This is a genomic window from Pseudoalteromonas sp. KAN5 (assembly GCF_022846535.1).
GTDB classification, from domain to species: Bacteria; Pseudomonadota; Gammaproteobacteria; order Enterobacterales; family Alteromonadaceae; genus Pseudoalteromonas; species Pseudoalteromonas haloplanktis.
On sequence record NZ_AP025589.1, the window covers coordinates 2,189,285 to 2,213,735 of the forward strand.

Sequence of the window (24,451 nt, forward strand, 5' to 3'; positions counted from 1 at the left end):
CTAGATTTAGCCATTTACTTTTCTTTCAAAAATAGTATCAACGAATATGCCCTCTGCTCTCTTTTTGGATACAGCTGACTGAACCTTGTCTACTAGCTCAGCCCTATTAAGTGATTTTTTGTAGGGCTCCTTTATTTCATTCAGTATACTTTTCAGCTCATCATTCCATAAAATACTTAACAAATTATTTGTTGTATCACTGGGATTAAACCTAGATTTTCTATAGTATTTTAATTTTACTTTTTCAGCTTCATATGAAGAAGCCACGATGATGCCCCACCAAGCTGGAACGATTTTTATAGCCTTTTGCAAGTGTTTATCTGTTGTAACTAATGTAACCTTTGGAAAGACCTCACTAAATATTTTAGACTGATTAATTAATCTTGATAACGAATCTACATCACTCTTTATTTCAAAACAATGGGGACGCTTATAAGCAACGACAACATCGGCTATAGCGATACCTCTTTTTACAGCCATCTCTTCAACAACTCTAACAGGTCTTTTAGAGGAAGAATTAAGCCTATCAATCAATTCAGTCCTGATTTTTTTATCATTTAACATTTTTGTCTTTCTAAATAAATCACTATGAAAATTATATCATTCAGATAGCTGGCTAGCATCCATAAACATATTTAAAAATAAATTGAAAAATAGTAAATATATTCTGGTAAAAATATAATATGAATGATTAATATTTATCGGTCACAAAATTACTAAACGGCATGCTACATATGTGCTACACAGAAAATTCGAAAGTGGAAAGCAAAATCATAACTTATTGATTTTGTTGGTAGCCCCTACAGGAATCGAACCTGTAACTGCCCCTTAGGAGGGGGCCGTTATATCCATTTAACTAAGAGGCCACATTCGAGCTTCGAGCTTCGAGCTTCGAGCTGATAGCTGATAGCTGATAGCTGATAGCTGATAGCTGATAGCTGATAGCTGATAGCAAAAGTATAACGGTTTATCCCATTTACAATCAAGCAGTTAAATAGGCTTGATTGACCTTAGTTAATACTCGCGCGTTGTAGGTGGATATCGGCGTTGTTGAGCACGTAATACGGCAGAGTTTTATTGCTGCTGGCGATAACGCGTTTACTGTTGATATCAATAATACGGGCGTTTACTTCTACACCGTTGCTGCGATAAATTAGTGTGCCTGATAACACATGGCTGGCAATGTGTTTATCAGCCAGTTGCTCTATATCACGAGAAAACACAAAATCACCGCGGGCGGTCATAGCTATGTGGTCGGTAGTTTTAAAATCGACAATGCCATAACCAAATTTTTGCAGTTGATGAATAAAGCTCTCTGATAACTGGTTGCCTAATTGGCTGCTGTTATTAAGGCTGGCATCTAAATCAACAAATGAGGTAACGGCAATTGATACATCTAGCTCAGTTTGCATGGTATCTACAAGATCTAGCGCCATTTGCTCAACATAATTAACTAAGGTTTTATGGTGTTTATTTGGCGTAAACTGGGCACCATTATCTATCGGTTCAGCATTGCTTGCTTGAGCCTGTTGCAGCATGTGAGTAAGGTCGTACTGGCTGGTGGTGCTTTGCACTGGCTCAACGGCTGTGCTGTCATTAACCGTACTGCATGCACTGAGAGTACTGAAAAGTACCCCTGTCGTTGCGATTAAAAATGCGCGATGTGTTAGCTTACTCATCATTAGCCTCACTTACTCACTTGTTTTAGCATGACGCCATCTGTGCGGTAGCTACTGTCGAGTGCATCCACCACTGATTGAGGAATAAACCCTTGCGCAGAGCCTACTACGGCTTTACTAGCTAAACCAATTATACGGGCATTAACCAACACACCACCTTGGTGGTTTACCATAGTGCCAGCCAGTACGTAGTTAAAGTTTTGATCTTGGCTAAGCTCTAAATAGTCGCGGCTAAAAACAAAATCACCCGTTGGCGTGACACGCATAAAGTCAGTGGTTTTAAAATCAATCACGGGCACACCAAAGCTGTGTAACTCATGCATAAAGCTTTCGGCAATTTGATTACCCAGTAAAGTAGCGTCGTTGTAGTTGTCATCTAAAAAAATAAAGCTCGACACGGCAAGTGGCGTTTTACTGTTTACGTATTGCAGATTTTCAGCCATATCTTGCATGATGCCGCGTACGTAGTGATTAATATTTTTACGCGTTGGCACGCTAACTTGGCTGCTGTCATTAATAACGGGGGCATTGCTTTGATACAAAGAATTAGTTTGCCCTGGCGCAGCGACAGCTCGTTGATCATTTACCAATTGTGGGGAGTTATTGGTCAGTTGTGCGCCACTGCTCGGTTCCATCACTTGTGCACACCCAAATCCCAGTGGCAAACATAAAGTTAATATTAAGCGTTTCATGAGAGCTCCTAATTAGTATTCGCTGCGGTAGATGTAACCGTCGCGCTGTTGTATTTTTTCATCACCCCACATAACGTTGATGGGGATCTCGGTGCTAGCGGCAGATACAACGCGGCTGTCCTGGGTATTTACCATGCGGGCATTAACTATATAGGCATGTTGTTGCCGTGTAAGTGTGCCGGTGATCACAAAGTCAATATTCTGACGTTGGCGTAATTTACTAATATCGCGACTTAGCATACCGTCAGCGTTACTGGCTAGGTTAAGGTGTTTTTCAAGGCGATATTCAATGGTGTTATAGCCTAGTTGAGTAAACTGGGTTAATAAACTTTCTTGAATTTGTTGACTCAGCCCAGCTCCCTGCCCTTGCGCCAGCTCAGTATCAAGCGCATCGGCTAAGTAAAAGCTAGTGACGGCAATCCGCGCGCTGCTTTTAAATGGCCCATTGACGTGGCTAAGCTGGGTGCTTAAATCGCTCACATACTGATGCACCGTATACGGTGCCATCGTCGCTTTTGGCGCTTCGGTGCTCGGTGCTGGTGGTTTTTCTTGCGTTAAGCTACACGCAGTTAAACTCAGCAATAATAAACATAACAAAAGGCGCATAATTGCCATCCTTACTAAACATGGCAATTACAAAGCAAGTATTATGCCTATTTATAGTTTTACTGGGTTATCTGTGTAGTAACTCACAATACAACTCACTTGCTGCTGTTTTAATTTGTCGCAATCAGCTTGGGCATTTTTTTGATACTGGTAAGCCCCAAGTTTTAAGCGATAGTAAGTTATGCCTTTTACATTTGCCGTTTCAACATTGGCGATAGTCGTTCCCGTCAGTAAACTTGGGGCTTTATGTTGCATGGCTTGCCAACTTGTTGCCAGTTGCGCTTGCTGAGTGACTGAGATAATTTGTAATGCAAATAACGCGGGGGGTATACGTTGTGGCTGAGCTACAGGTGCCTGTATTGGCGGCTGTGCTTGCGCGGTTATCGCAGTATTACTTTGAGCTGGCTCTTCATTGGCTATTGCTGTTAATTGGGTTATCAATAAATTTAAATCACTCTCAATCAATAACAACCTTTCAATATCAGGTTTTATTGCTTGCCACTGCGCTGAGCTTGTTTGTAGCTGTTGTAACTCTGATTTGGTTATTTTTACGTACTGCTCATTGTTTGTTTGCATTGTTTGCATTGTTTGCATTGTTTGCATGGTGCTACTGCAGCCAAAAAGTAATAAGCCAGATAATACAAATACGGCGCACTTAATCATGACAAGAGGTGGTGTAATATTCATTGGCATTCCTTTAATGAAGTATTGTTCGTTGTTCAAGCTTACAGTTTAAACCCTGTGCGATCAGCGACTGGCAGATAGTTGCAAACTCAGGTTGCGCCTGCTCAGCATACCCTAAAGCGAGTATATACTTATTTTGCTGTCGATCGTGAATATAGAATACATCCTGCTGCTGTAACCCAAGCCGTGGGCTTATTAAACGTAAATAGGCTTTTAACATCATTAACGATGAGAAGTTGCCCGCATTTACTATTGTGCCAGCCACTTGTTCTAGGGGTTTGAGGGTAAAATCAACACCAAGTAATACATCTCCCTTCGGGGATAAATTAACCTTAACATGTTGCGTATTTTTTAATGCTTTACGCTCTTTAAACTGCCCATCAATCACCGCCTGATATTGCCCTGGCCGCAAATCGGTAAAAAGATAATAACCATCAAAAGCGGCTTGTGTTTGGGCTACTTTTTTACCGTTTTCATCTAGTAACGCTATGTTGGCATACGGTTGTATTTGCGTATGTTCACCTTGTTGGGTGTATATCACCCCTTCAATTTCACTGGCATTGTTTAACGGGTAATCCATATACTCAATAAATCCGGCCCGTGGTGTGATTGAAAAACCATCGTGGGCGGGGATCATAAATGGATCTGCAAAACTATTTCTATCAAGTATGATATCAGTAGTACGGTTAGCGGGCATGCTGGTTAACAGCGCAATGCCTTGCTCATCTGTAATCGCTTGGCGATGATTTTGCACACCTTTGACTTTAATACCCGCGACCCCCTGCTCGTCAGGATCCATTATGCCGTTGTTATTCTGATCTAAAAATACTTTAACCAGTAAACTCCCCGTACTGGTTAAGCTTCGATTTGACATAAAAGCACGGTTATTTTCCCTATCATAACCAAAACTAAAGCGGCTATATAAGCTAAACAGCCAATTATCATTACTGTCGTAGTTAATAGTACTGCTTAAGTTAAAATCATCATTTTGCCAATTCAAGCCCAGATCTGCAGATTGAACGTTCTCATTTAGGGTATTTCTAAGTGTCAGCTCAGCTTGCAACTTTGCAGTAATACTGCGATTAAATTCGGCTTGGTAACTTAAAATATCACTCTCTGGTGATATTAAATAATCAACACCAAAACGGCTGTATACCCGTCCTATTCGCCCTTGAATGCGTGTTGCGCCATATACTTGGCTCTGTTCATTTACTTTTTGCCATTGTAAAAGGTTGTTTACCGAAAACCCTGAATAGCTATAATTAAATCGGTTATAGGCTTGCTGTAAATCACGACCTGCACTTGAGTGCTGTAATAAAAAGTTATTTTGATAATTAAGCCGACCATAATTATTATCCATCAATTCACCTGACATATCGAATTGATAGCTTTGAAAATCTTGCTGTTGTTCCGAACGGTCCGTTACAGTAAAAAGGAGTGATTGTTCTGCCAGTTGCGTTCTTGCTGTGAGCTCTAATTCATTTTGCTGTTGGTTGTTTTGCTCGTAGTCAACATTAAGCAACAGTCTTTCAAACAAGTTAATGTTGCTGCCAAAAGCGAATTGGTAAAAGTCATCATCTTCGCGCTTTTGCGCCATAGCGCCGGTGTAAATAGCAATATTATCTGTTAAGCCTCGTTCGTAACGCCCCGCAGCCAACCAACCACTTTGCTGTAGATTACTCTCGCTCCCTAATAATTGTTTACCTTGCTCTGAGATTGACACTTCGTATGTCGCTTCACCTTGGCCTAATTGGTTGCCGTCAATAAAGTAATATTCTGTTTTACGTTCAACTTGCCCTTGCGGGCCGTAAAAGATCAATTCAAAGTTATTTTCACCATACAATAAATCAACATCAGCAAAGACATAGCGGCCATCGGCAAGGCTTAACTGTTGTTCAATTAACAAACCATTACGGTAAAGTTCAACATCCCAGCCCGGCTGAATAGCACCGGTGAGGTTAATTCGATTATTATCTATATTGCGGTCTAACTGGTAATTAGAAAACTTAACACCACGTCCGTACTGACTATTATAGCGACTCCCGACTTGTGTCGCGGTGATATCACCAAAGCGTATTTCGCTTGCAGCAAAAGCACCGAGTAAGCTGCTATCTAATGCTTGTTTAGAGAATGTGAGTCGTGAGTCTGTTAATAGGTCTTGCTCTCGCCCGGCTAAAAAGTATTCCGCTGAAAGGTATGCAAAATCTTGCGCACCTAATAATGAATAACTAGTGCGGCTACTGTCATTATCTCGGCGGTAATTAAGTTGTAAATCAGCCACTGGGACAGAAATAACTTGATAAGGGCTTGCTTTCCAAGGCTGGGTAGGCTGATTATCCGTATGATGCTGGTTATTAAATTGACGGTTTTTTCTCTGCTGTTGAGCGACAACAGGAAATAACTCATCAGTGGTTACTTCGAGCGTTAAATTCGCGTAATCAGGGATGATCTCCACCATAAAAGCAGATTCTAAAACCGCGGCATCGATATAAATATCATCATCAATCAATAGTTGCTGTGAAAAAAGTACCACCTCTTGATTATTTACAACGAGTTTAGCGGGTTCAGTAGCACTGAGTGAAAATAAATTACCTTGCTCAATAAACCATCCTGCGGCAGAGCCGCTTGCCACATCAACATTAATAGCAAGTTGTAATATTTCGACTAACCCCGACAAACCAAGCAAGACCCCTTGCTCGCTTTTTATTGCAAACGCTTCACCAAGATACATATCGTTGAGCGATAAAGAAAAAAGTAAAAACTCACCAGCCGCAATACGCTGCGCAGCAGGCTGGCTGTGTTCGACTATAGCGGGCGGTGGCGCACTCACTGGTGAGTGAGATTGATTTAATTTAGCTTGAATGGCTTTAAGCGTGCGCAGCGCATCATTGGCCGGCACAGTGCTTGCAAAACAGTGCGCGCTTAACAACATAAGGCCTATGGCCAATACACGGGTCATTTTAATAACTTAATATCGCTTAAAGTTATTTCCCTATAGCCAAAGTGTAAGAGGCAAAATCAACCGCGTTATATTCTTCAGCCCCTTTGTAATCAATGAGTACATCGCCATTTGCAGGTAACTGTTTATCTTTAAATAAACTGAGCGTTGCTGTCACTGTATCAACTTCAGGGTAAACACTTAAATTGCTAATTTCAGCAATTTTCTCTTGCCCACCCGATGCATTTTTAACATAAGCACTGAGCTTGCCATAACTACTAAAGTTAGTATGTCGTTGCAATTGAACTTGAATTTGTGGCTTGGCTTGATCAGCACTTTTTACAATGCTTGCCTGCGTAATAGTCACCTTGGGCTGCTCTGCTTGCTCACGAAAAATCACGGGAATGCTAAAGCTCATAATCATATTGATCTGTATTCCTGACTTTTGCTCTGTATTTTCGTTAGGTAAAGCTTGAAATAATAAGTGCGAGCGATATTCGCCAGGCTGTAAACCTTTCGGTTTGCGAACTGCAATTTTAACCGTTTGTTTTTCGCCCGGTGCTAAAGTCACCTGTTTCGGGGATAAGCGTGTCATTGGCGATAAACTACCTTCACTCACCTGCTCTAGATTTTTATAACCGCCAGTGGGTAAAGCTTGTTTTTCACTCCAAACTACTCGATACGTACGTTGTTCATTCGAATTGTTGATCACCGTGACTTTAGCACTACGTTGACGCTCATCAAAGGTAACACGAGTAGGTGAAATCAATAAGTTTGCCACTGCCACTTGGCTAAAAAATGCTGTTAGCAGCACACACATCACTGTTAATTTATTGAACATGTCAATCCTTAGTAGTCAATCGAAATTTCTAAATTGGTCGTAGAGGAATAGTCGCCATCTGAGTAATTCTTACTGCTAGGTTTTGTTATTAAAGTGCCGCCAATAAACACTTTAGCTTCACCAAAGTCGTCGGTAATGACAGACATATTAGATAAACCATTTAGGCGTACTTCAAACTCGGCACTACTGCTGCCTTGGGTATTGTGCTGAACTTGTACAGGGCGAACCAATGTTATTTTCAGCTCTGTATGTGCAGGGTAATCGAGTAGTAAAAGCTCGGCTGGACGCCCTTTTTCAAGCACATAAATATTACCTAATGTATTTATGTCGCCGTCAGCTTTGATGATCACAGAGCTCGTATTTGTATTGCTTGGTATAACCAAAGTGCCAAAATCCAGCGACTGCTGCTCAATACTCTTAGCAAGATAATTAGGGCTGTAAATTAAAGCACTTACAGCCACTGCATACGAAAGTAGGCGCATTAAATATGATTAATACGCAACTTCGATTTGAAAAGTGCCGGCATAAACACCGTCAGCATACGTTTTGCTAGTTACTTTGTTAGATGTTTTTAACGTTGCGCCAATATTAAATGACACCGTGCCATCCTGCCCCACTTGTAGATTAGGTGTGCCAGGCGTATAGGGAGCGTTATTATTATCCCCACTGGTGATCACATAATTCCAATCGCCAATAGTAAAATCAGGACGGTCAGTATCTTGCCCATTCTCAAACTCTAAATTTGTTTTAATTGGATCAATAATTGTTAATACCGCACTTGGTACTGCTTCTGATACTGTAAAAGAGGCAGGCTCACCGTCTTCGATAATCGCAAATAATGCACTAGCAGTATTATTTTTACTCTCTGAAATAGGGCTTGCGTCAGGAGTAGCGCTTACCACAAGTTCAGCAATATCAGTACCTGCTGGATCGGCAACCGCACGAACGGTACCAAAATTTAAATCAGTATCTTTAGTTAATACAACGGCATTTTGTACCGTTACCTCTGCTCGAAACGTCTCGGTAGCAGATATCGCACTAAAAGGCACAGCTAAGATGCTTACAGCAAGTAATGGAAAAGATAATTTCATATTAAGTCCTTATAAGAATTGGGATATTACCGTATTTGGCCCCATCATAATTTTTATCGACACTTAGAACAATTACTTTAAGCTTAATTACTAAAAAATCAGATAAATAACTTATTTTATTACAAAAGCTGACCAACAAATGGGGCACTGATACACTTTTGCCCTAAATTTTGCGCTAAAGAACAAAACAGATTCGCCTCTGTATAATTTTTGAATGGCCCAACACGTAGCCCATATAAAGTAACGCCTTTATTTTGACGCTCAGTCATTACAAAATCTAATTGGCTAAATGCTTGAGGGTATTCACGCTGTAACCTTGCTATTTGTGTTCTTACTATTTCCGGCTTTAGATAAAGTCCGAGCTGAGCTCCAGGTAAAGAATCACTTGAATATGGCTGTTCATTACTTGCAGCTAATTGAGTTTGCTCTTTTGACTTGATATCAGCTCCAGGTGCTATGATATCATCCCGACTGTGCACGGCTGCGGTACTCGTTTGACGCAGTACTACTGGGTTTTCAGCTATTTCGGTGTTAGACGAAAGTGCCATTATTAGTAATTGTAAGTCTGCTTCCATTACAGCTAAACGCTCGATACTCTCTTGTTGTGAATGCCATTGCTGAACATACTCTTTGACTTGTTGATCTGATATTAATGCTGGTTTTTTTTCAGGCTCGTGCGCTTTGCTACTGCAGCCGTTTAGCAAAATAGTTATGGTGATCAATGCAGTTGTAGGCCAAGCTTGCTTTTTTAAACACATCATTTTTTGCACATCATGAAATAACAATGCTGTATTGTAAGCAAAGTAAGTGCCAGTTTCAGTATTTTAGATCATAAAAAAAGTGCCATACTGGCACTTTTTAAATTGGATTAGCTAAATGAACTCAAACTAAGGTTTTAATAAAGTCACTAAGCTCATCTTTAAATTCATCACGACGTAATGCAAATTCAATAGTCGCTTTTAAGTAACCTAACTTGCTGCCACAATCATGACTACGGCCTTTAATGGCGTATGCATCAACGGCTTCTTTGTCCATTAACATGGCAATAGCGTCGGTAAGTTGAATTTCATCACCTGCCCCAGCTGGGGTTTTCGCAAGTAATGGCCAAATGTTTTTACTTAAAACATAGCGTCCTACAACAGCTAGGTTTGATGGCGCCGAATGCACGGGGGTTTTTCCACCATATTTTTAATCGGTGCGCTATGCCCTTGTTCTAGCTTAGCTTCACCTAAGTCAACCACACCAAATTTATCAACATCTTGCATTGGTACTGGCTCAACCATAATTTGGCTGTGTGCGGTTTCATTAAAATGCGCGATCATTTCTGCAAGGTTGTCTTTATGCAGATCGCTTTCTACATCATCAATAATCACATCAGGTAAAATAACCACAAATGGCTCATTGCCAATAATAGGGGCCGCGCAGTTAATCGCATGACCTAAGCCTTTTGCTTCACCTTGGCGAACATGGATTATAGTCACGTCCTTAGGGCAAATAGCTTGTACTTCTGCAAGTAATTGGCGTTTTACGCGTTTTTCTAACGTCGCTTCAAGCTCAAAACTGGTATCAAAATGGTTTTCGATCGAGTTTTTACTAGAGTGAGTCACTAAAACGATTTCTTTAATACCTGCAGCAACGGCTTCATTTACTACATACTGGATCAGTGGTTTATCTACAACCGGTAACATTTCTTTTGGGATAGCTTTCGTTGCTGGCAACATGCGGGTACCAAGTCCTGCAACGGGGATCACTGCTTTCATAATATTTTTCCTTAAATAGTAACTATATTTAATGATTATACCGAAAATGGATATTTAATTGCGTCATGGCATTGGTAACCATGTACTTCAAAATCATCACGGGTTACCCAAGTCTCAATGTCTTCAAGTGATTTAATATCTGGGTTGATAGTCAGAGTCGGTGATGCAAATGGTTCGCGCTGTAACTGTACATCACGCATTAATTCAAGCTGATTTTCATAAATATGTGCATTCACAATTTTATGATAGGCCTTGCCCGCTTTATGTCCAGTAATTTGCGCGACTAAAGCAAGTAAAACAAAGCATTGAATTTGGTTGAAATTTAAGCCTAGCGGTACATCACAACTACGCTGATATGACGTTAAGTAAAGTGTATCACCAAGAAGTGAGAATGTATGAGTATGCATGCATGGACGCAAACAGCCTAAATCGAATTCTCCCGGATTATAAAAGGTGATAATTTCACCTCGGTCATCAACCCCATTTTTTAAATTATCAATAACCTTTTTTAACTGATCTAAAGGTGTGCCATCTGGACGCTGCCACTCTCGAGCTTGTACGCCATATACACGCCCCATGTCATCCTCACCTTTGCGGTTTGGATTATTTAACCAGGCTTGGTTTTCATTGGCATTAGCATCCCAAGTCATACAGCCAATGTCGCGAAATTGCGCGGCACTGCTATAACCACGCAAATAACCTAAAAGCTCAGCAATAGCGGCTTTGTAATAGCTTTTTCGGGTGGTGATCATCGGGAACTTGTTATTGGCTACATCGTATTCAAGCTCCGCATTAATAACCGTTAAGCAACGCGTTCCTGTCCGTTTATTTTCGACCCAGATACCTTCATCAACAATGCGCTGACATAACTCTAAATATTGTTTCATTTTTGACTTCTTTTTATGCTTTGGTTGCAACAGTAGGTTGTGGCTTTTTATACGCCCATATTATCAAACCAAGGCCTGCAATGACCATTGGCAATGACAATATTTGCCCCATAGAAATAAAGCCGCCAAACAAACCTAAATGAGCATCGGGTTCACGTACATATTCAACGCAGAATCTAAATACACCGTAACCGAGCAAAAATAATCCACCAACACTACCAGCTGGGCGCGGTTTTTTGGTAAATACATATAAAATAATAAACAGCACTAAGCCTTCTAAAAACGCTTCATACAATTGTGATGGGTGACGTGCAAGCGGCCCGCCAGTAGGAAACACCATACCCCAAGGTACGTCGGTTGTTCTGCCCCACAATTCACCGTTTATAAAATTGCCAATCCGTCCTGCCAATAAACCAACAGGCACGAGTGGTGCAACAAAATCGCCTACTGCTAATAATTGTTTTTTGCGGGTCCAAGCAAAAATACAAATGGCTGTGATAACCCCTAACGTACCGCCATGAAATGACATGCCACCTTGATCGATTCTGAATAAGTAAAGTGGATTTTCTATAAAATAACTAAACTGATAAAACAATACATAACCAACACGCCCACCAAGAATAACCCCCAGCATGCCGTAAAAAAGTAAATCACTGACTTCTTCTTTTGTCCAACCAGAGTTTGGTTTGGCTGCTTGTCTATTTGCCCACCACATTGCAAAGGCAAAACCAATTAAATACATTAAACCGTACCAACGTACGCTTAGAGGACCAACCGAAAAGATGACCGGATCGATCTCTGGGAATTCAAGAGCCATATAAATTAAACCTTAACTAAAAACCATTTGAAGCGCGATAATAACCAATAACACCGCGAACACTTTTTTTATCGTTGAAACGGGTAAATAATGCGTTGCTTTGGCCCCTACTGGCGCCATAAACCACGACGTTATTACTATACCTAATAATGCAGGTAAATACACAAAACCTGCAAAGCCATGTTGTAAATCGGTAACTTGCCAGCCCGCGCTGATGTAGCCAACAGATCCAAATAGCGCGATCACAATGCCGCACGCTGCCGCACAGCCTATGGCTTTTTTAATATCGACCGAAAAATAATGCAGTAACGGTACAATCAATGCGCCACCGCCAATTCCAATTAAGCCCGAGAGGCCCCCCATCAAGGCACTAACAGCGCCAAGAAGAGTGCGGCTTGGCATAGCTTTAGTAGCAACTGCTTTATTACGGGCAGATAACACCATACGGGCTGCGATAAACACGACACTGATAGCAAAGATGATACGTAATAGTTGTTCTGGAATTAAACTGGCTGCAAAACCGCTGATCAAAGCACCGACCCCAACACCCGTCATAACCCAAGGCGCGATGTCCCATGGCACATTATTGTTTTTATGATGAGCTAATGCAGATGACGTAGACGTGAATAAAATCGATGCGAGCGAGGTGGCAATAGCAGTTATGAGAACATGCTCAACCGCCACAACATCAAAATTCACGAGTAACGCACTGAGCACGGGCACAATAATCAAGCCACCACCAATGCCTAATAACCCCGCTAAAAACCCAACCACACAACCTAATAACGCGCAGCTGAGGATCAGTATGATTAAATCATGCATAGCAAACTCTTATATTTAAATTGTTATATGCATATACTAATCGATTATATCTAATCTTTACAGTACTCGTTTAGGTAACTAAGATGCCTGATTAGGGGTATAAAACAGCTCCCCTAATTGATGTTCAATCATAAAGTTACGTGTAAGCCTAAGCACTTGTTTTGCTGTAGATTGTGCTAAACACTCAGCTAGCAATACTTCCATATCACTGGCTTTTAAACGTCTTAACACCCACTTCACTTTACTTAAGGAAGAATAGTTCATACTCAAACGGCGATATCCCATAGCAATGAGTAATATTGCTCCCTCTGGATCACCACCTAATTCTCCACATAAACTAAATGACATTTCATTTTGCTGACACTCGGTAGCTACTTTTTGCAATACTCTTAATACTGCCGGATGATACGGATTAAATAAGTCAGCTACGCGGGCGTTAGAGCGATCAACGGCGAGTAAATATTGCGTTAAATCGTTACTCCCTACAGAACAAAAATCGACCTTATTAGCCCACTCTGGCAGCATAAATACACTTGATGGCACTTCTAGCATCACGCCAATTTCGGGACGCTCAATCGCTTGCTCTGGGTATTGCTCTGCAAGCTCAAAATAAGCCTGCTCTAATAGTGCTAAAGATTCATCGACTTCTTCTGTACCGCTGATCATAGGCAGCATTATTTTTAAATTGCCCAAACCTATATTGGCTTTTACCATTGCTTTGAGCTGATCTAAAAATAACTCAGGGTGATCTAAGGTAACGCGAATACCACGCCAGCCTAAAAATGGGTTTTCTTCTGTTATATCAAAGTAATCAAGTACTTTGTCTCCCCCAATGTCGAGGGTACGCATTACAACAGGCTCAGGGTGATAACTAGCTAAAACTTCGCGATACCAGTTTTCTTGTTCTATTTGTGACGGGAACTGGCCTTTTTGCATAAACCAAGCTTCGGTTCGGTATAAGCCTACGCCATCACACACTTTGGTGTTGGCTTTTTCAGTATTGAGATCCAAACCTGCATTGAGTAATAAACTAATATGTTCACCATCCAATGTCACCGCATCACACTCTTGTTCAGCTATAAATTTATCATTTAATAGACTTTCTTGGTGTTGCAGTTGTAAGTATTCAGCTTGTAACATTTGCGAGGGTGAAATATACAACCGCCCTGCATAGGCATCCAAAATCATTGCTTTGCCATCAAACTGCAACAGGGGTAAGTCTTCAATCCCCCAAATTGCAGGGATCCCCATAGCACGAGTTAAAATTGACGCATGACTATTTGCAGCACCGTTAACACTCACCACGCCAACCAAGTGCCCTTTTGGTACTTCAGCCAACATAGCTGGTGTTAAGGTATTAGCGATAAGTACCGTATCTTTGGGAAAACTTTTTACCGCATGCTCGGTATTAACAAGGTGATGTAATACTCGCAAACCAATGTCTTTCACATCAACAGCACGCTCTTTTATATAAGGGTCCTGCATAGCATTAAATTGCGAAATTAAACGTTCAATAACTATTTTTAGAGCGCTTTTTGCACACCAGCCTTCTTGCAGCTGCGCTTCAACATTCTGCCCCAAACTTCTAGCATCGAGTAGTTGCTGATACACATCAAAAACAGCCAGTGCTTCTTTAGGAATTGAGTCACTTAATGTCATTGATAAGGTATTAAACTCTTTACGAGTTGCAGCAACCGCTTGAGTAAATAAACGACGCTGCTCAGTGCTGTTTTCGTCTTTTTTTAACTCAATGGACTTAAAATCAAGTTTTGGAAGAACAACAAATGCTTGCCCAATCGCAATCCCTGGTGCACTAGAAACTCCTTTAAGAACAGAAGTTTGATGGGAAAATTCATCTTGGCGTAGTACTTCTTTAATTTCCGCATGCGCTAATTGTGAGGCAAGTTGAGCAGATAAAGTAATTAAAAATGACTCTTCGTCTTGGCTAAATACACGGGCAATTTTTTGCTGTACAACAATAACCCCCAGCACTTTCTTCTGATGTACTACAGGCACAGATAAAAATGCATTATAACCTTCTTCATTTACTTCAGGAGAGAGCTTAAAGCGCGGATGGGATTTAGCAAAAGCAATATTTATCGGCTCTTCACGTTGCGCCACTAAACCAACTAAGCCTTCAGTGAAACCGATTCTGAATTTGCCTACAGCATCAGGGTTTAGGCCCCTGGTTGCCATTAAAACGAAATTATCTTGGCTATAATCGGCAAAGTAAATGGAGCAGCACTCAGTCTTCATGGCATCTTTCACCATTTCAACAAAACATGCCAGCGCACTATCCAAATTCGCTTGTTGCGAAACGGATTCAGCGATAGCTCTGAGTGTAGCCAGCATAATACTGCTCCTTATATTATTTACCTTTGTGGCGCCATGTATCTTTTGGCTGTTCACGTTTATTAAAAGGCATCGCGAAAGGTGCAAACTCTTTCATTACACGACGATAAACATCGCGCTTGAACGAGACAACTTGCCTTACCGGATACCAATAACTAACCCATCGCCAATCATCAAACTCAGGATGATGTGTTTTTAGTAAATTTACGTCTTCGTCTTTACAACGAAGTTTAAGTAAAAACCATTTTTGTTTTTGCCCAATACACACCGGACTTGAGTCTCGGCGGATCAATCGCTTGGGTAATTTATAGCGTAACCAATGTTTTGAACTTGCAACAATTTCTACATCTTCAGGGCGTAAGCCAACTTCTTCGTGTAACTCACGAAACATTGTCTGCTCAGCGGTTTCACCGCTATCAACTCCCCCTTGCGGAAACTGCCAAGAGTGTTGACCATAACGTCTGGCCCAAAAGACCTGTCCCTGATTATTGCAAATTACAATTCCGACATTGGCACGAAAACCTTCGGCATCAATCACCTTAGTGCCTCATTTGTAAGTCGATTTTTAATGATTGTTCCACATTACCTGCGATACGGCAATCAATAATGGCAGTTTTACGCATCTTACTCACAGCTTGTGCATAACTTTAGTTTATACAGCTCATTTTGCAAACAAATCCACAATACTAGATCTTATAACTTGCCTTTTCCACAATTTCTGTGGATAACATTGTTCATAGTTGTGTATTTATCCCTGCAAGTTTTCATTCCACTTTTAGCCCCCGTTGCTAAAACAGATTAAAACCTATAAAATTCAACAACTTAACTGCATTCTATACTGATTTTAGTTTGCCTAAAAATACAACCAAGTCACCCTGGACAAAAAACGCCCAAACACAAAGATATCCACGGTTAAACTCTTTTGCTATCATAAGTGGTGAATTTATACAATTAAATAACGCCCTATGCGACCGATAAAACCACATTCAATCAATGAACTAATGCAACGTGTTAATAACATTGCAGGCCTCACTTTAGGTCAGTTAGCGAGTCAATATCAGTTTAAAACACCGGAACACTTATTAAAGGAAAAAGGCTGGACGGGGCAATTGATTGAATATGTATTAGGAGCAACGGCTGGTTCAAAACCCACGCCAGATTTTGAAGAACTGGGTATAGAGCTAAAAACCTTACCTATTTCATACAAAGGTAAACCGCTTGAGACTACTTTTGTATCAGTTACCCCACTTTTAAATGTTACAGGCATGATTTGGCAACAAAGCACTGTTCGCAAAAAACTTAATCATGTTTTGTGGCTGCCAATTTTAAGTGAGCGCGATATTGCTCCTTTTGATAGAACCATTGGCAGCGGCTTTTTATGGCAACCGACCGCTGAACAAGATGCGCAATTACAGCGTGATTGGGAAGAACAAATGGAGCTTATTGCATTAGGGCGTGTTGATGAAATTTCAGGGCACTTAGGAGATGTAATGCAAATTCGTCCAAAAGCTGCCAATAGTCGTATCGTTACCGACGCTATTGGCCCTAATGGGCAAATAATAAAAACCCTTCCCCGCGGCTTTTATTTAAAAACCAGTTTTACTGGCGAGATTTTAAGACAGCAATTTCAGCTTTAATGCCTGAAAATGCACGAGGTAAACAAAACAATCCAACAGATATAAAAAATCCCCGCTGTTGCGAGGATTCTTCTAAAGTTTAAATCAGATTTTTATAAAAAATTACTGACCTTTTACTTCTTTAAGACCTTTGTAAGGTGCTTTAGCGCCTAATTGCTCTTCGATACGTAGCAATTGGTTATACTTAGCAACACGGTCAGAACGGCTTAATGAACCCGTCTTAATTTGACCTGCCGCAGTACCTACAGCTAAATCAGCAATCGTTGCGTCTTCTGTTTCACCAGAGCGATGAGAGATAACAGCTGTAAAGCCTGCATCTTTCGCCATTTTGATTGCAGCTAACGTTTCAGTTAGTGAACCAATCTGGTTGAATTTAATTAAGATAGAGTTAGCAATACCGTTGTCGATACCACGCTTTAAGATCTTAGTATTAGTTACGAATAAATCGTCACCTACTAATTGGATCTTGTCGCCAAGTAGTTTTGTTTGGTGTGCAAAACCATCCCAATCAGACTCATCAAGACCATCTTCGATAGAAACGATTGGGTACTGCTCAGTCAGTTTTTGTAAGAATAAGTTAAATTCTTCAGATGTGAATTGCTTACCTTCACCTTTAAGATCATAGATATTCGCTTCTTTGTCGTAGAACTCAGATGCAGCACAATCAAGTGCAAGTGTAATATCTTTACCAAGCTCATAACCTGCGTTAGCAACCGCTACTTTAATTGCAGCAAGTGCAGCTTCATTTGACTCAAGGTTTGGTGCAAAACCACCTTCGTCACCCACTGCTGTTGAGTGGCCATCAGCTTTCAATACTTTTGCAAGGCTGTGGAACACTTCAGCACCCATGCGTAGTGCTTCACGGAAGTTAGCAGCGCCAACTGGTTGGATCATAAACTCTTGAATATCAACTGAGTTATCAGCATGCTCACCACCATTGATGATGTTCATCATTGGTAATGGCATAGAGTAAACGCCTGGCGTACCGTTTAGGTCTGCGATGTGCTCATAAAGCTCTACTTTTTTAGATTGAGCAGCGGCTTTTGCAGTTGCAAGTGAAACAGCTAGTATTGCGTTGGCACCTAGTTTTTCTTTATTTTCAGTACCATCTAAATCTAACATGATTTGGTCAACCGTGCTTTGCTCTAATGCACTTTGGCCTTCTAGCGCGCTATTGATTTCATTATTAATAAAACCAACCGCTTTTAATACACCTTTACCTAAATAACGTGCTTTATCACCATCACGTAATTCTAGTGCTTCGCGAGTACCTGTTGATGCACCAGAAGGTGCAGCAGCGCGGCCCCATGAACCGTCAGCTAAATGTACATCAGCTTCTACAGTTGGGTTACCACGCGAGTCCATAATTTCGCGACCGATCACTTTTACGATATTTGACATCTTGTTTCCTCTTTTCCCAAAATGGTGAGTTTACCGACTTTATTAATTTTCCTTAATGCCATCGGTTTTAAAAACAAATAAGCCGTGCATAGTGCACGGCTTATTCACATTATGATGACGCTTTTTGATGAGTATGAGCAGCTGCAACAAACCCTTCAAATAACGGGTGACCATCACGTGGTGTTGACGTGAATTCCGGATGGAATTGCGCGGCAATAAACCAAGGGTGATCTTTATTTTCGATAATTTCTACTAGCTTTTTATCTTCAGATAAACCAGTGAAACTCAAACCAGCTTGTTCAAGCTGTTCAACAAAGTTGTTATTTACTTCGTAACGATGACGATGACGTTCAACAATTTCATCACTGCCATAAACTTCGTGTACTTTAGAGCCTGGAGTTAAATGACACTTCTGTGCGCCTAAACGCATCGTGCCACCTAAATCTGATGCTTCATCACGTATTTCAATGTTACCGTCAGCATCTAACCATTCAGTAATTAGACCAACAACTGGTGCAGACGATTTTGCGTTAAACTCAGTTGAGTTTGCATCGCTAAGACCTGCCACGTTACGCGCGTATTCAATTAACGCAACTTGCATCCCTAAACAAATACCAAGGTAAGGAACTTTATTCTCACGAGCATACTGCGCCGCTAAAATCTTACCTTCAACACCACGGCCACCAAAGCCGCCTGGTACTAAAATAGCATCAAGGTGAGCTAGTAGTTCGGTACCTTTGCTTTCAATATCTTGTGAATCAACATATTCAATGTTTACTGTTAAACGATTTTTAAGACCTGCATGTTTAAGTGCTTCGTTTACAGATTTATAAGCATCTGGTAATTCAATGTATTTTCCAACCATACCAATGGTCACTTCACCCGTAGGGTTTGACTCTTGATATAATACTTGTTCCCACTCTACTAAGTCTGCTTCTGGGCATTCTAAGTGGAAACGACGGCATACAAAGTTATCAAGCTCTTGTGACTTTAATAGCGCAGGAATTTTATAAATGCTGTCTACATCTGGTAATGAAATAACCGCTTTTTCTTCAACGTTAGTGAAAAGTGCAATCTTCGCACGTTCGTTGTTTGGCAGTTTACGATCAGAACGACAAATAAGAATATCTGGCTGAATACCAATTGAGCGTAATTCTTTTACAGAATGCTGAGTTGGTTTAGTTTTCACTTCACCCGCTGGGCCTAAGAATGGCACTAAGGTTAAGTGAATAAACAATGCGCGCTCACGGCCGATTTCTGTGCCAAGCTGACGAATTGCTTCTAAGAATGGTTGTGACTCAATATCACCAACCGTGCCACCAATTTCAACGATTGCCACATCGTGGCCTTCAGCACCGTCATATACGCGTTGCTTAATATCGTTGGTAATATGTGGAATGACCTGAATTGTTGCACCAAGGTACTCACCACGACGCTCACGACGTAGCACATCTTCATATACACGACCTTGTGTGAAGTTGTTACGGCTTGTCATTTTGGTACGGATGAAACGCTCATAGTGACCTAAATCAAGGTCGGTTTCAGCACCGTCTTCGGTGACAAATACTTCACCATGTTGAATTGGGCTCATTGTGCCTGGGTCAACGTTGATATAAGGATCCAGCTTTAAAATGGTAACATTTAAACCGCGGGCCTCTAAAATAGCTGCCAACGATGCTGCTGCAATACCTTTACCCAACGAGGAAACAACCCCGCCGGTAACGAAGATAAATTTTGTACTCATGCGAACCCTAGAATATCAGGAATTAAAAGGAAAAATATAGAATCAAGACGGGGCGAAATTATAGCAAAGGCACTGCCATCAATCCAGTGAAAGTTAGCAATTCTCTGCACAAAAAACACACTCAGAGTCCATCCTTATTTACACCTGCTTTTTTATCGCCTCCCATGCATCATCCATTTGTTCTAGGGTGGCCGTGTCAAGAGACAGCCCATGTGCAGCTAAATATGCTTGCACTTTTTCAAACCGCGCCGAGAACTTATCATTCGCGGCACGCAATAATTGCTCAGGATCACGTTTAATATGGCGCGCTACATTAACGGTTGCAAAGAGTAGGTCGCCCACTTCTTCGGCGCTATGTGCCGAGTGCGGATCAACCGCGAGTGCTTCTTTTACTTCATCTACTTCTTCGGCCACTTTAGCTAATGCACCATGATAATTTGGCCAATCAAAGCCTAACCCTGCAACTCGCTGTTGAATTTTTTTAGCTTTAGTTAAACTCGGTAAGTGTAATGGAATATCTTGCCAAAGTGACGAACTAGCAGTTCCTGCTTTCGCTGCTCGCTCTTGCGTTTTAATTGCTTGCCACTGCTCGCTAAGTTGCTGCTCAGTCAATGCGTGTTGTTGCTTAAATACATGTGGATGTCGCCTTACTAGTTTATCATTTAGCCCCGCCATCACATCATTAAAGTCGAATAAGCCTTGCTCTTTTGCCAGTTGCGAATAAAAAATGATTTGAAAAAGTAAGTCACCAAGTTCATTTTTAAGCTCTGTTAAGTCATTTTTCTCAATGCAGTCTGCAACCTCGTACGCCTCTTCTAAGGTATGGGGCACAATTGATTTAAAATCTTGTTTTACATCCCACGGGCAGCCCGTTTCCGGATCACGTAATTTAGCCATAATGGCTAATAACTCAGTCAGCGTATCTGGTGAGATCTCGATTGTTTGACTCATTTACTTACCTACACTCATCTTAATGGCTGCGCTTGGCTTCATGTACGCCTTCGATTTGATCTAACTTTGATAATAATCGGTTAGTACTTGATAAGTCATGCACTTCAACTTGCATAGTAAATAATGCTAGTTGGCGGTCGTCCACAGTTTCCATGTTCATATTTAAAACATTTACTTTTTCATTGGCGAGTACCGAACTGATATCGCGAATAAGACCGGGCCTGTCGCTGGCTTCAATTTTAATTGCTAAGGCATATGAGCCGTTAATTTCATCAGACCAGCTCACCGCAATAACTCGCTCCGGATGCTGTGCTTTTAAATTACTGAACGAATCACAATCAACTCTGTGCACACCAATCCCACGCCCTTGGGTGATATAACCGATGATCTGTTCACCCGGCACTGGACGACAACACTTAGCCACATGGCTCATTAAACTGCCTACCCCATCAACCACAATCCCATTTTTATCACCACTAGTTTTAGTCGGGTTCTTAAAGCGGATCACCGGCTCATCATCTGAGCGGTCAGTGATAAAGTTCAGTAATTGATTTAAGCGCACATCCCCTGCACCAATCGCAACCATCAAGTCATCGAGCTCTTTAAAGTTATAACGCGAAATGGCTGGTTCTAAATGCTTGTAGGTAAGATCGAGCTTTTGTAATTCGTTATCAAGGATCTCTTTACCGGCACTGAGATTTTTATCACGGTCAAGTTGTTTAAACCAATGATGTATTTTTGCTCTAGCGCGAGATGATTTGATATAACCCAGTGATGGGTTTAACCAGTCACGACTCGGATTAGGTTGCTTTTGAGTTAAAATTTCAACCTGATCACCGGTGTGTAGTTGGTGGGTAAACGGCACAATTTTGCCAAATATCTTTGCTCCAATACACCGGTGACCCACGTTTGAATGAATGTAATAAGCAAAATCCAGCGGTGTAGCGCCAAGCGGTAAATCAAAAATGTCGCCACGGGGAGTAAAAACATATACTCGGTCTTCAACAACTTGATTTTTTAGTTCATCAGCTAAATCGCTGCCATCAACCACTTCTTCTTGCCATTGCAGTAATTTACGTAACCAGCTAATTTTTTGCTCATAGCCTGAGCCTCGCCCTGGTAATGCGCCTTCTTTATACATCCAGTGCGCAGCAACACCAAGCTCTGCATCTTGGTGCATTGCATGAGTACGGATTTGAATTTCAACGGTTTTGCCTTCTGGGCCAAACACCACGGTGTGAATAGATTGATAGCCATTTTGTTTAGGGGTGGCAATATAATCATCAAATTCTTTATTGAGGTGGCGCCAATTAGTATGCACGATACCCAAAGCACCGTAACAATCTTGTAATTCATCTACCACAATACGCATGGCGCGAATATCAAACAGCTGGTCAAACTCATAATTTTTTTGCGCCATTTTTTTATAAATGCTGTAGATATGTTTTGGTCGGCCATAAACTTCACCTTTAATGCCTGCTTGAGCAAGTTTACTTTTAACTTGTTCAACCATATCGACCATATAGGCTTCACGACCTAATCGCTTATCATCTAATTGCTTGGCAATATTTTTGTAAACATCAGGGTGTAAATAGCGAAACGCTAAATCTTCTAACTCCCACTTTAATTGGCCAATCCCTAAACGGTTAGCAAGTGGAGCAAAAATATCGGCGGTTTCTTTGGCGGCAATTACACGCTCTTCTTCACTGGCATTCTTAACATCACGTAGATGACACACTTGCTCTGCAAGTTTGATAACAACAGCACGAACATCTTCAACCATGGCTAATAGCATACGGCGGATATTGTCAACTTGAACAGTGCCTGTACCTTGATGTGCCAAAGTACTAATGGTTGCCATTTGTGCCACACCCGTTAATAAGGTTGCTACGTGGTTGCCCATCACATCAGTGACTTTTTCTATATCAATCAGCTCAGCTAAAAAACATGGCGTAATATACGCAGTAGCTAGGGTGTCTGCATCGAGGTTCATTTCTACCAAAATTTCGACCATTTCCATGGCAATATTTTGTTGTTGATGATTATGCAGCTCAGCGCAAAGGGCATTCGCCTTCGTTAAAAGCTCGCGTTTTTCTTGCGTTAAGTTCAGTAAACTAAGCCGTGTACTAAAATCACCCTGCTTGTCGTGTTGGTGTGATTGCCGAGTAGCTACCATAATGCGCTCTACCTCCTTTGAAATAACGCCATTGTTTCAATATGCCCAGTATGCGGAAACATATTCATTAGCCCAATTTTTTCAAGTGAAAATCTAGCTTGCGTAATAATTGCACTGTCACGGGCTAAAGTCACAGGATCGCAAGAGACATATAAAATCGTTTTAAATTGCTCAAGAGGCAGTTGCTCTAAAATAGCGAATGCACCTGTACGTGATGGATCGAGTACTAAAATATCCAACTCTGTACTAAACCACGGTGCTTGCTGCATGTTTTGTGTTAAATCAAAACAATGAAAATGAGCGTTGGCTATATGGTTAGTTTGCGCATTTTGCGTCGCCATTGCAACCGCAGAAGCCACTCCTTCGACCCCAACCACACTTTTTGCGTACTTTGCCAGCGCTAATGAGAAATTACCGATACCGCAAAATAGATCGAGTACTTGCTCCTTTACACTTAAGTTAAGCCAATCAACTGCTTGAGATAACATGGCCTGATTAACCTGCGCATTAACCTGAATAAAGTTTTCTAAACCAAATTCAAACTTTAAACCAAGCTCAGCTAACTGATAAAATGGCATGGGTAAATGTCCATGGTGAATTTGCTGGGTTTCCCCCTGCCATATAATCTGCCATTGATGACTCAACCCAAGTTGCTCAATTGTATTTTTTAATTTATCACTGATGGTTTTAGTATGGCGTATAACTACAAAGTTTTGTTCGTCTGCCTGGCATAATTGAAGATGACTCACACTTCGCAGCTCGCTATGTAGATTTAATACCTCATCAAAAACAGTAAAAATAGCCGAAAAAGCATCGCTTAGTACCGCACAGTGCTGCACACTGACAATTTGCTTGGAGCCTTGCGCCCGATACCCAACACGCATTTTTTTTGCAGTTTTATCGTACATTACCGCCAAACGTGCACTGCGGCGGTAATGTGTTGACTCGCTCAATAACGGATCTTGCCAGTTCAATGTATTAAGTTTTGCGAACTTGGCAAACAATTGGCTCACTGCCAATTGCTTTTCCACTAATTGTTGATCAAGACGCAAATGCTGCAGTTGGCAGCCTCCACATTGTTGGTAGTACTCACAAAATGGTTTTACTCTCGCATCACTAGCTTGTTCAACTTTTACTGTTTTAGCAGCACTATAACGGGCTTTATCTTCAATTAATTTGGCTTTCACCGTTTCGCCTGTAAGTGCCCCATTCACAAAACACACTTTATTATTGTGTTTAGCAATGCCCCGACCTTGATGATCCATGCCGGTAACGGCCAACGTTAACGACTGCCCTGAAAGGGTTTTCTTTTTTGCTTGGAAAAACTGCGCCATCGGGCAACACCTTAAATATTGATTCTACGAGGGTGATTG

Annotated in this window: 21 protein-coding genes, 1 tRNA gene and 1 pseudogene; 1 reads left to right on the top strand and 22 read right to left on the bottom strand. The window is 41.2% G+C overall.

Features of this window, described 5'->3' with window-relative positions:
* Positions 1-6 precede the first annotated feature (6 nt).
* The 17 genes and pseudogenes from KAN5_RS09765 to rppH form a co-directional block, all read right to left on the bottom strand.
* Positions 7-564, bottom strand: a complete 558-nt coding sequence (locus tag KAN5_RS09765; RefSeq protein ID WP_244389619.1) for a sce7726 family protein — start codon at positions 562-564, stop codon at positions 7-9.
* A 227-nt stretch (positions 565-791) separates the two neighbouring features.
* Positions 792-866, bottom strand: a tRNA-Arg gene (locus tag KAN5_RS09770).
* 144 nt (positions 867-1,010) lie between these two features.
* Positions 1,011-1,682 (bottom strand): FlgO family outer membrane protein, encoded by a 672-nt coding sequence (locus KAN5_RS09775; RefSeq protein WP_244389620.1) that lies wholly within the window; start codon positions 1,680-1,682, stop codon positions 1,011-1,013.
* A 5-nt stretch (positions 1,683-1,687) separates the two neighbouring features.
* Positions 1,688-2,371, bottom strand: a complete 684-nt coding sequence (locus KAN5_RS09780; RefSeq protein WP_016709763.1) for a FlgO family outer membrane protein — start codon at positions 2,369-2,371, stop codon at positions 1,688-1,690.
* Between the two features lie 12 nt (positions 2,372-2,383).
* Positions 2,384-2,977: a FlgO family outer membrane protein gene (locus KAN5_RS09785; RefSeq protein WP_016709764.1), complete on the bottom strand. Its 594-nt coding sequence runs from the start codon at positions 2,975-2,977 to the stop codon at positions 2,384-2,386.
* 51 nt (positions 2,978-3,028) lie between these two features.
* A complete protein-coding gene (locus KAN5_RS09790) occupies positions 3,029-3,664 on the bottom strand; it encodes an SPOR domain-containing protein (RefSeq protein WP_244389621.1) in 636 nt (211 codons plus the stop codon).
* Positions 3,665-3,674: 10 nt separating this feature from the next.
* On the bottom strand, positions 3,675-6,620 hold the full coding sequence (locus KAN5_RS09795; RefSeq protein WP_244389622.1) for a hypothetical protein: 2,946 nt from the start codon (positions 6,618-6,620) through the stop codon (positions 3,675-3,677).
* A gap of 25 nt (positions 6,621-6,645) precedes the next feature.
* Positions 6,646-7,440, bottom strand: coding sequence for a fimbria/pilus periplasmic chaperone (locus KAN5_RS09800; RefSeq protein WP_244389623.1), 795 nt, complete (start codon positions 7,438-7,440; stop codon positions 6,646-6,648).
* An 8-nt stretch (positions 7,441-7,448) separates the two neighbouring features.
* Entirely contained in the window at positions 7,449-7,922 is a 474-nt protein-coding gene (locus tag KAN5_RS09805; protein WP_016709768.1) for a DUF4402 domain-containing protein, read from the bottom strand.
* Between the two features lie 9 nt (positions 7,923-7,931).
* Positions 7,932-8,531: a DUF4402 domain-containing protein gene (locus tag KAN5_RS09810; protein WP_016709769.1), complete on the bottom strand. Its 600-nt coding sequence runs from the start codon at positions 8,529-8,531 to the stop codon at positions 7,932-7,934.
* Positions 8,532-8,650: 119 nt separating this feature from the next.
* On the bottom strand, positions 8,651-9,292 hold the full coding sequence (locus tag KAN5_RS09815) for an SPOR domain-containing protein (protein WP_244389624.1): 642 nt from the start codon (positions 9,290-9,292) through the stop codon (positions 8,651-8,653).
* Between the two features lie 121 nt (positions 9,293-9,413).
* A pseudogene (gene galU, locus KAN5_RS09820) lies at positions 9,414-10,291 on the bottom strand (UTP--glucose-1-phosphate uridylyltransferase GalU).
* 35 nt (positions 10,292-10,326) lie between these two features.
* Complete coding sequence (locus KAN5_RS09825) at positions 10,327-11,178, bottom strand: thymidylate synthase (protein WP_016709772.1); 852 nt, start codon at positions 11,176-11,178, stop codon at positions 10,327-10,329.
* A gap of 13 nt (positions 11,179-11,191) precedes the next feature.
* The gene (gene lgt / locus KAN5_RS09830; RefSeq protein ID WP_016709773.1) at positions 11,192-11,995 is read right to left on the bottom strand and encodes a prolipoprotein diacylglyceryl transferase; all 804 of its coding nucleotides are present in this window, start codon (positions 11,993-11,995) and stop codon (positions 11,192-11,194) included.
* Positions 11,996-12,007: 12 nt separating this feature from the next.
* Entirely contained in the window at positions 12,008-12,817 is an 810-nt protein-coding gene (locus KAN5_RS09835) for a sulfite exporter TauE/SafE family protein (protein ID WP_138553767.1), read from the bottom strand.
* Between the two features lie 78 nt (positions 12,818-12,895).
* On the bottom strand, positions 12,896-15,169 hold the full coding sequence (ptsP, locus tag KAN5_RS09840; protein ID WP_016709775.1) for a phosphoenolpyruvate--protein phosphotransferase: 2,274 nt from the start codon (positions 15,167-15,169) through the stop codon (positions 12,896-12,898).
* 16 nt (positions 15,170-15,185) lie between these two features.
* Positions 15,186-15,707, bottom strand: a complete 522-nt coding sequence (gene rppH / locus KAN5_RS09845; protein ID WP_016709776.1) for an RNA pyrophosphohydrolase — start codon at positions 15,705-15,707, stop codon at positions 15,186-15,188.
* A gap of 427 nt (positions 15,708-16,134) precedes the next feature.
* On the opposite strand from rppH, the gene mutH reads away from it, so the two are divergent.
* Positions 16,135-16,806, top strand: a complete 672-nt coding sequence (gene mutH / locus KAN5_RS09850; RefSeq protein ID WP_244389625.1) for a DNA mismatch repair endonuclease MutH — start codon at positions 16,135-16,137, stop codon at positions 16,804-16,806.
* 102 nt (positions 16,807-16,908) lie between these two features.
* Here the strand turns inward: mutH and eno are convergent, their stop codons facing one another.
* The 5 genes from eno to rlmD all read right to left on the bottom strand — a co-directional run bounded on the left by eno (position 16,909) and on the right by rlmD (position 24,412).
* Positions 16,909-18,207: a phosphopyruvate hydratase gene (eno, locus tag KAN5_RS09855; protein ID WP_244389626.1), complete on the bottom strand. Its 1,299-nt coding sequence runs from the start codon at positions 18,205-18,207 to the stop codon at positions 16,909-16,911.
* 109 nt (positions 18,208-18,316) lie between these two features.
* Positions 18,317-19,951, bottom strand: a complete 1,635-nt coding sequence (locus KAN5_RS09860; RefSeq protein WP_016709779.1) for a CTP synthase — start codon at positions 19,949-19,951, stop codon at positions 18,317-18,319.
* A gap of 138 nt (positions 19,952-20,089) precedes the next feature.
* A complete protein-coding gene (gene mazG, locus KAN5_RS09865; RefSeq protein ID WP_138553770.1) occupies positions 20,090-20,902 on the bottom strand; it encodes a nucleoside triphosphate pyrophosphohydrolase in 813 nt (270 codons plus the stop codon).
* Positions 20,903-20,921: 19 nt separating this feature from the next.
* A complete protein-coding gene (gene relA / locus KAN5_RS09870) occupies positions 20,922-23,078 on the bottom strand; it encodes a GTP diphosphokinase (RefSeq protein WP_016709781.1) in 2,157 nt (718 codons plus the stop codon).
* An 8-nt stretch (positions 23,079-23,086) separates the two neighbouring features.
* Positions 23,087-24,412, bottom strand: coding sequence for a 23S rRNA (uracil(1939)-C(5))-methyltransferase RlmD (rlmD, locus tag KAN5_RS09875; protein WP_016709782.1), 1,326 nt, complete (start codon positions 24,410-24,412; stop codon positions 23,087-23,089).
* Positions 24,413-24,451: the final 39 nt, after the last annotated feature.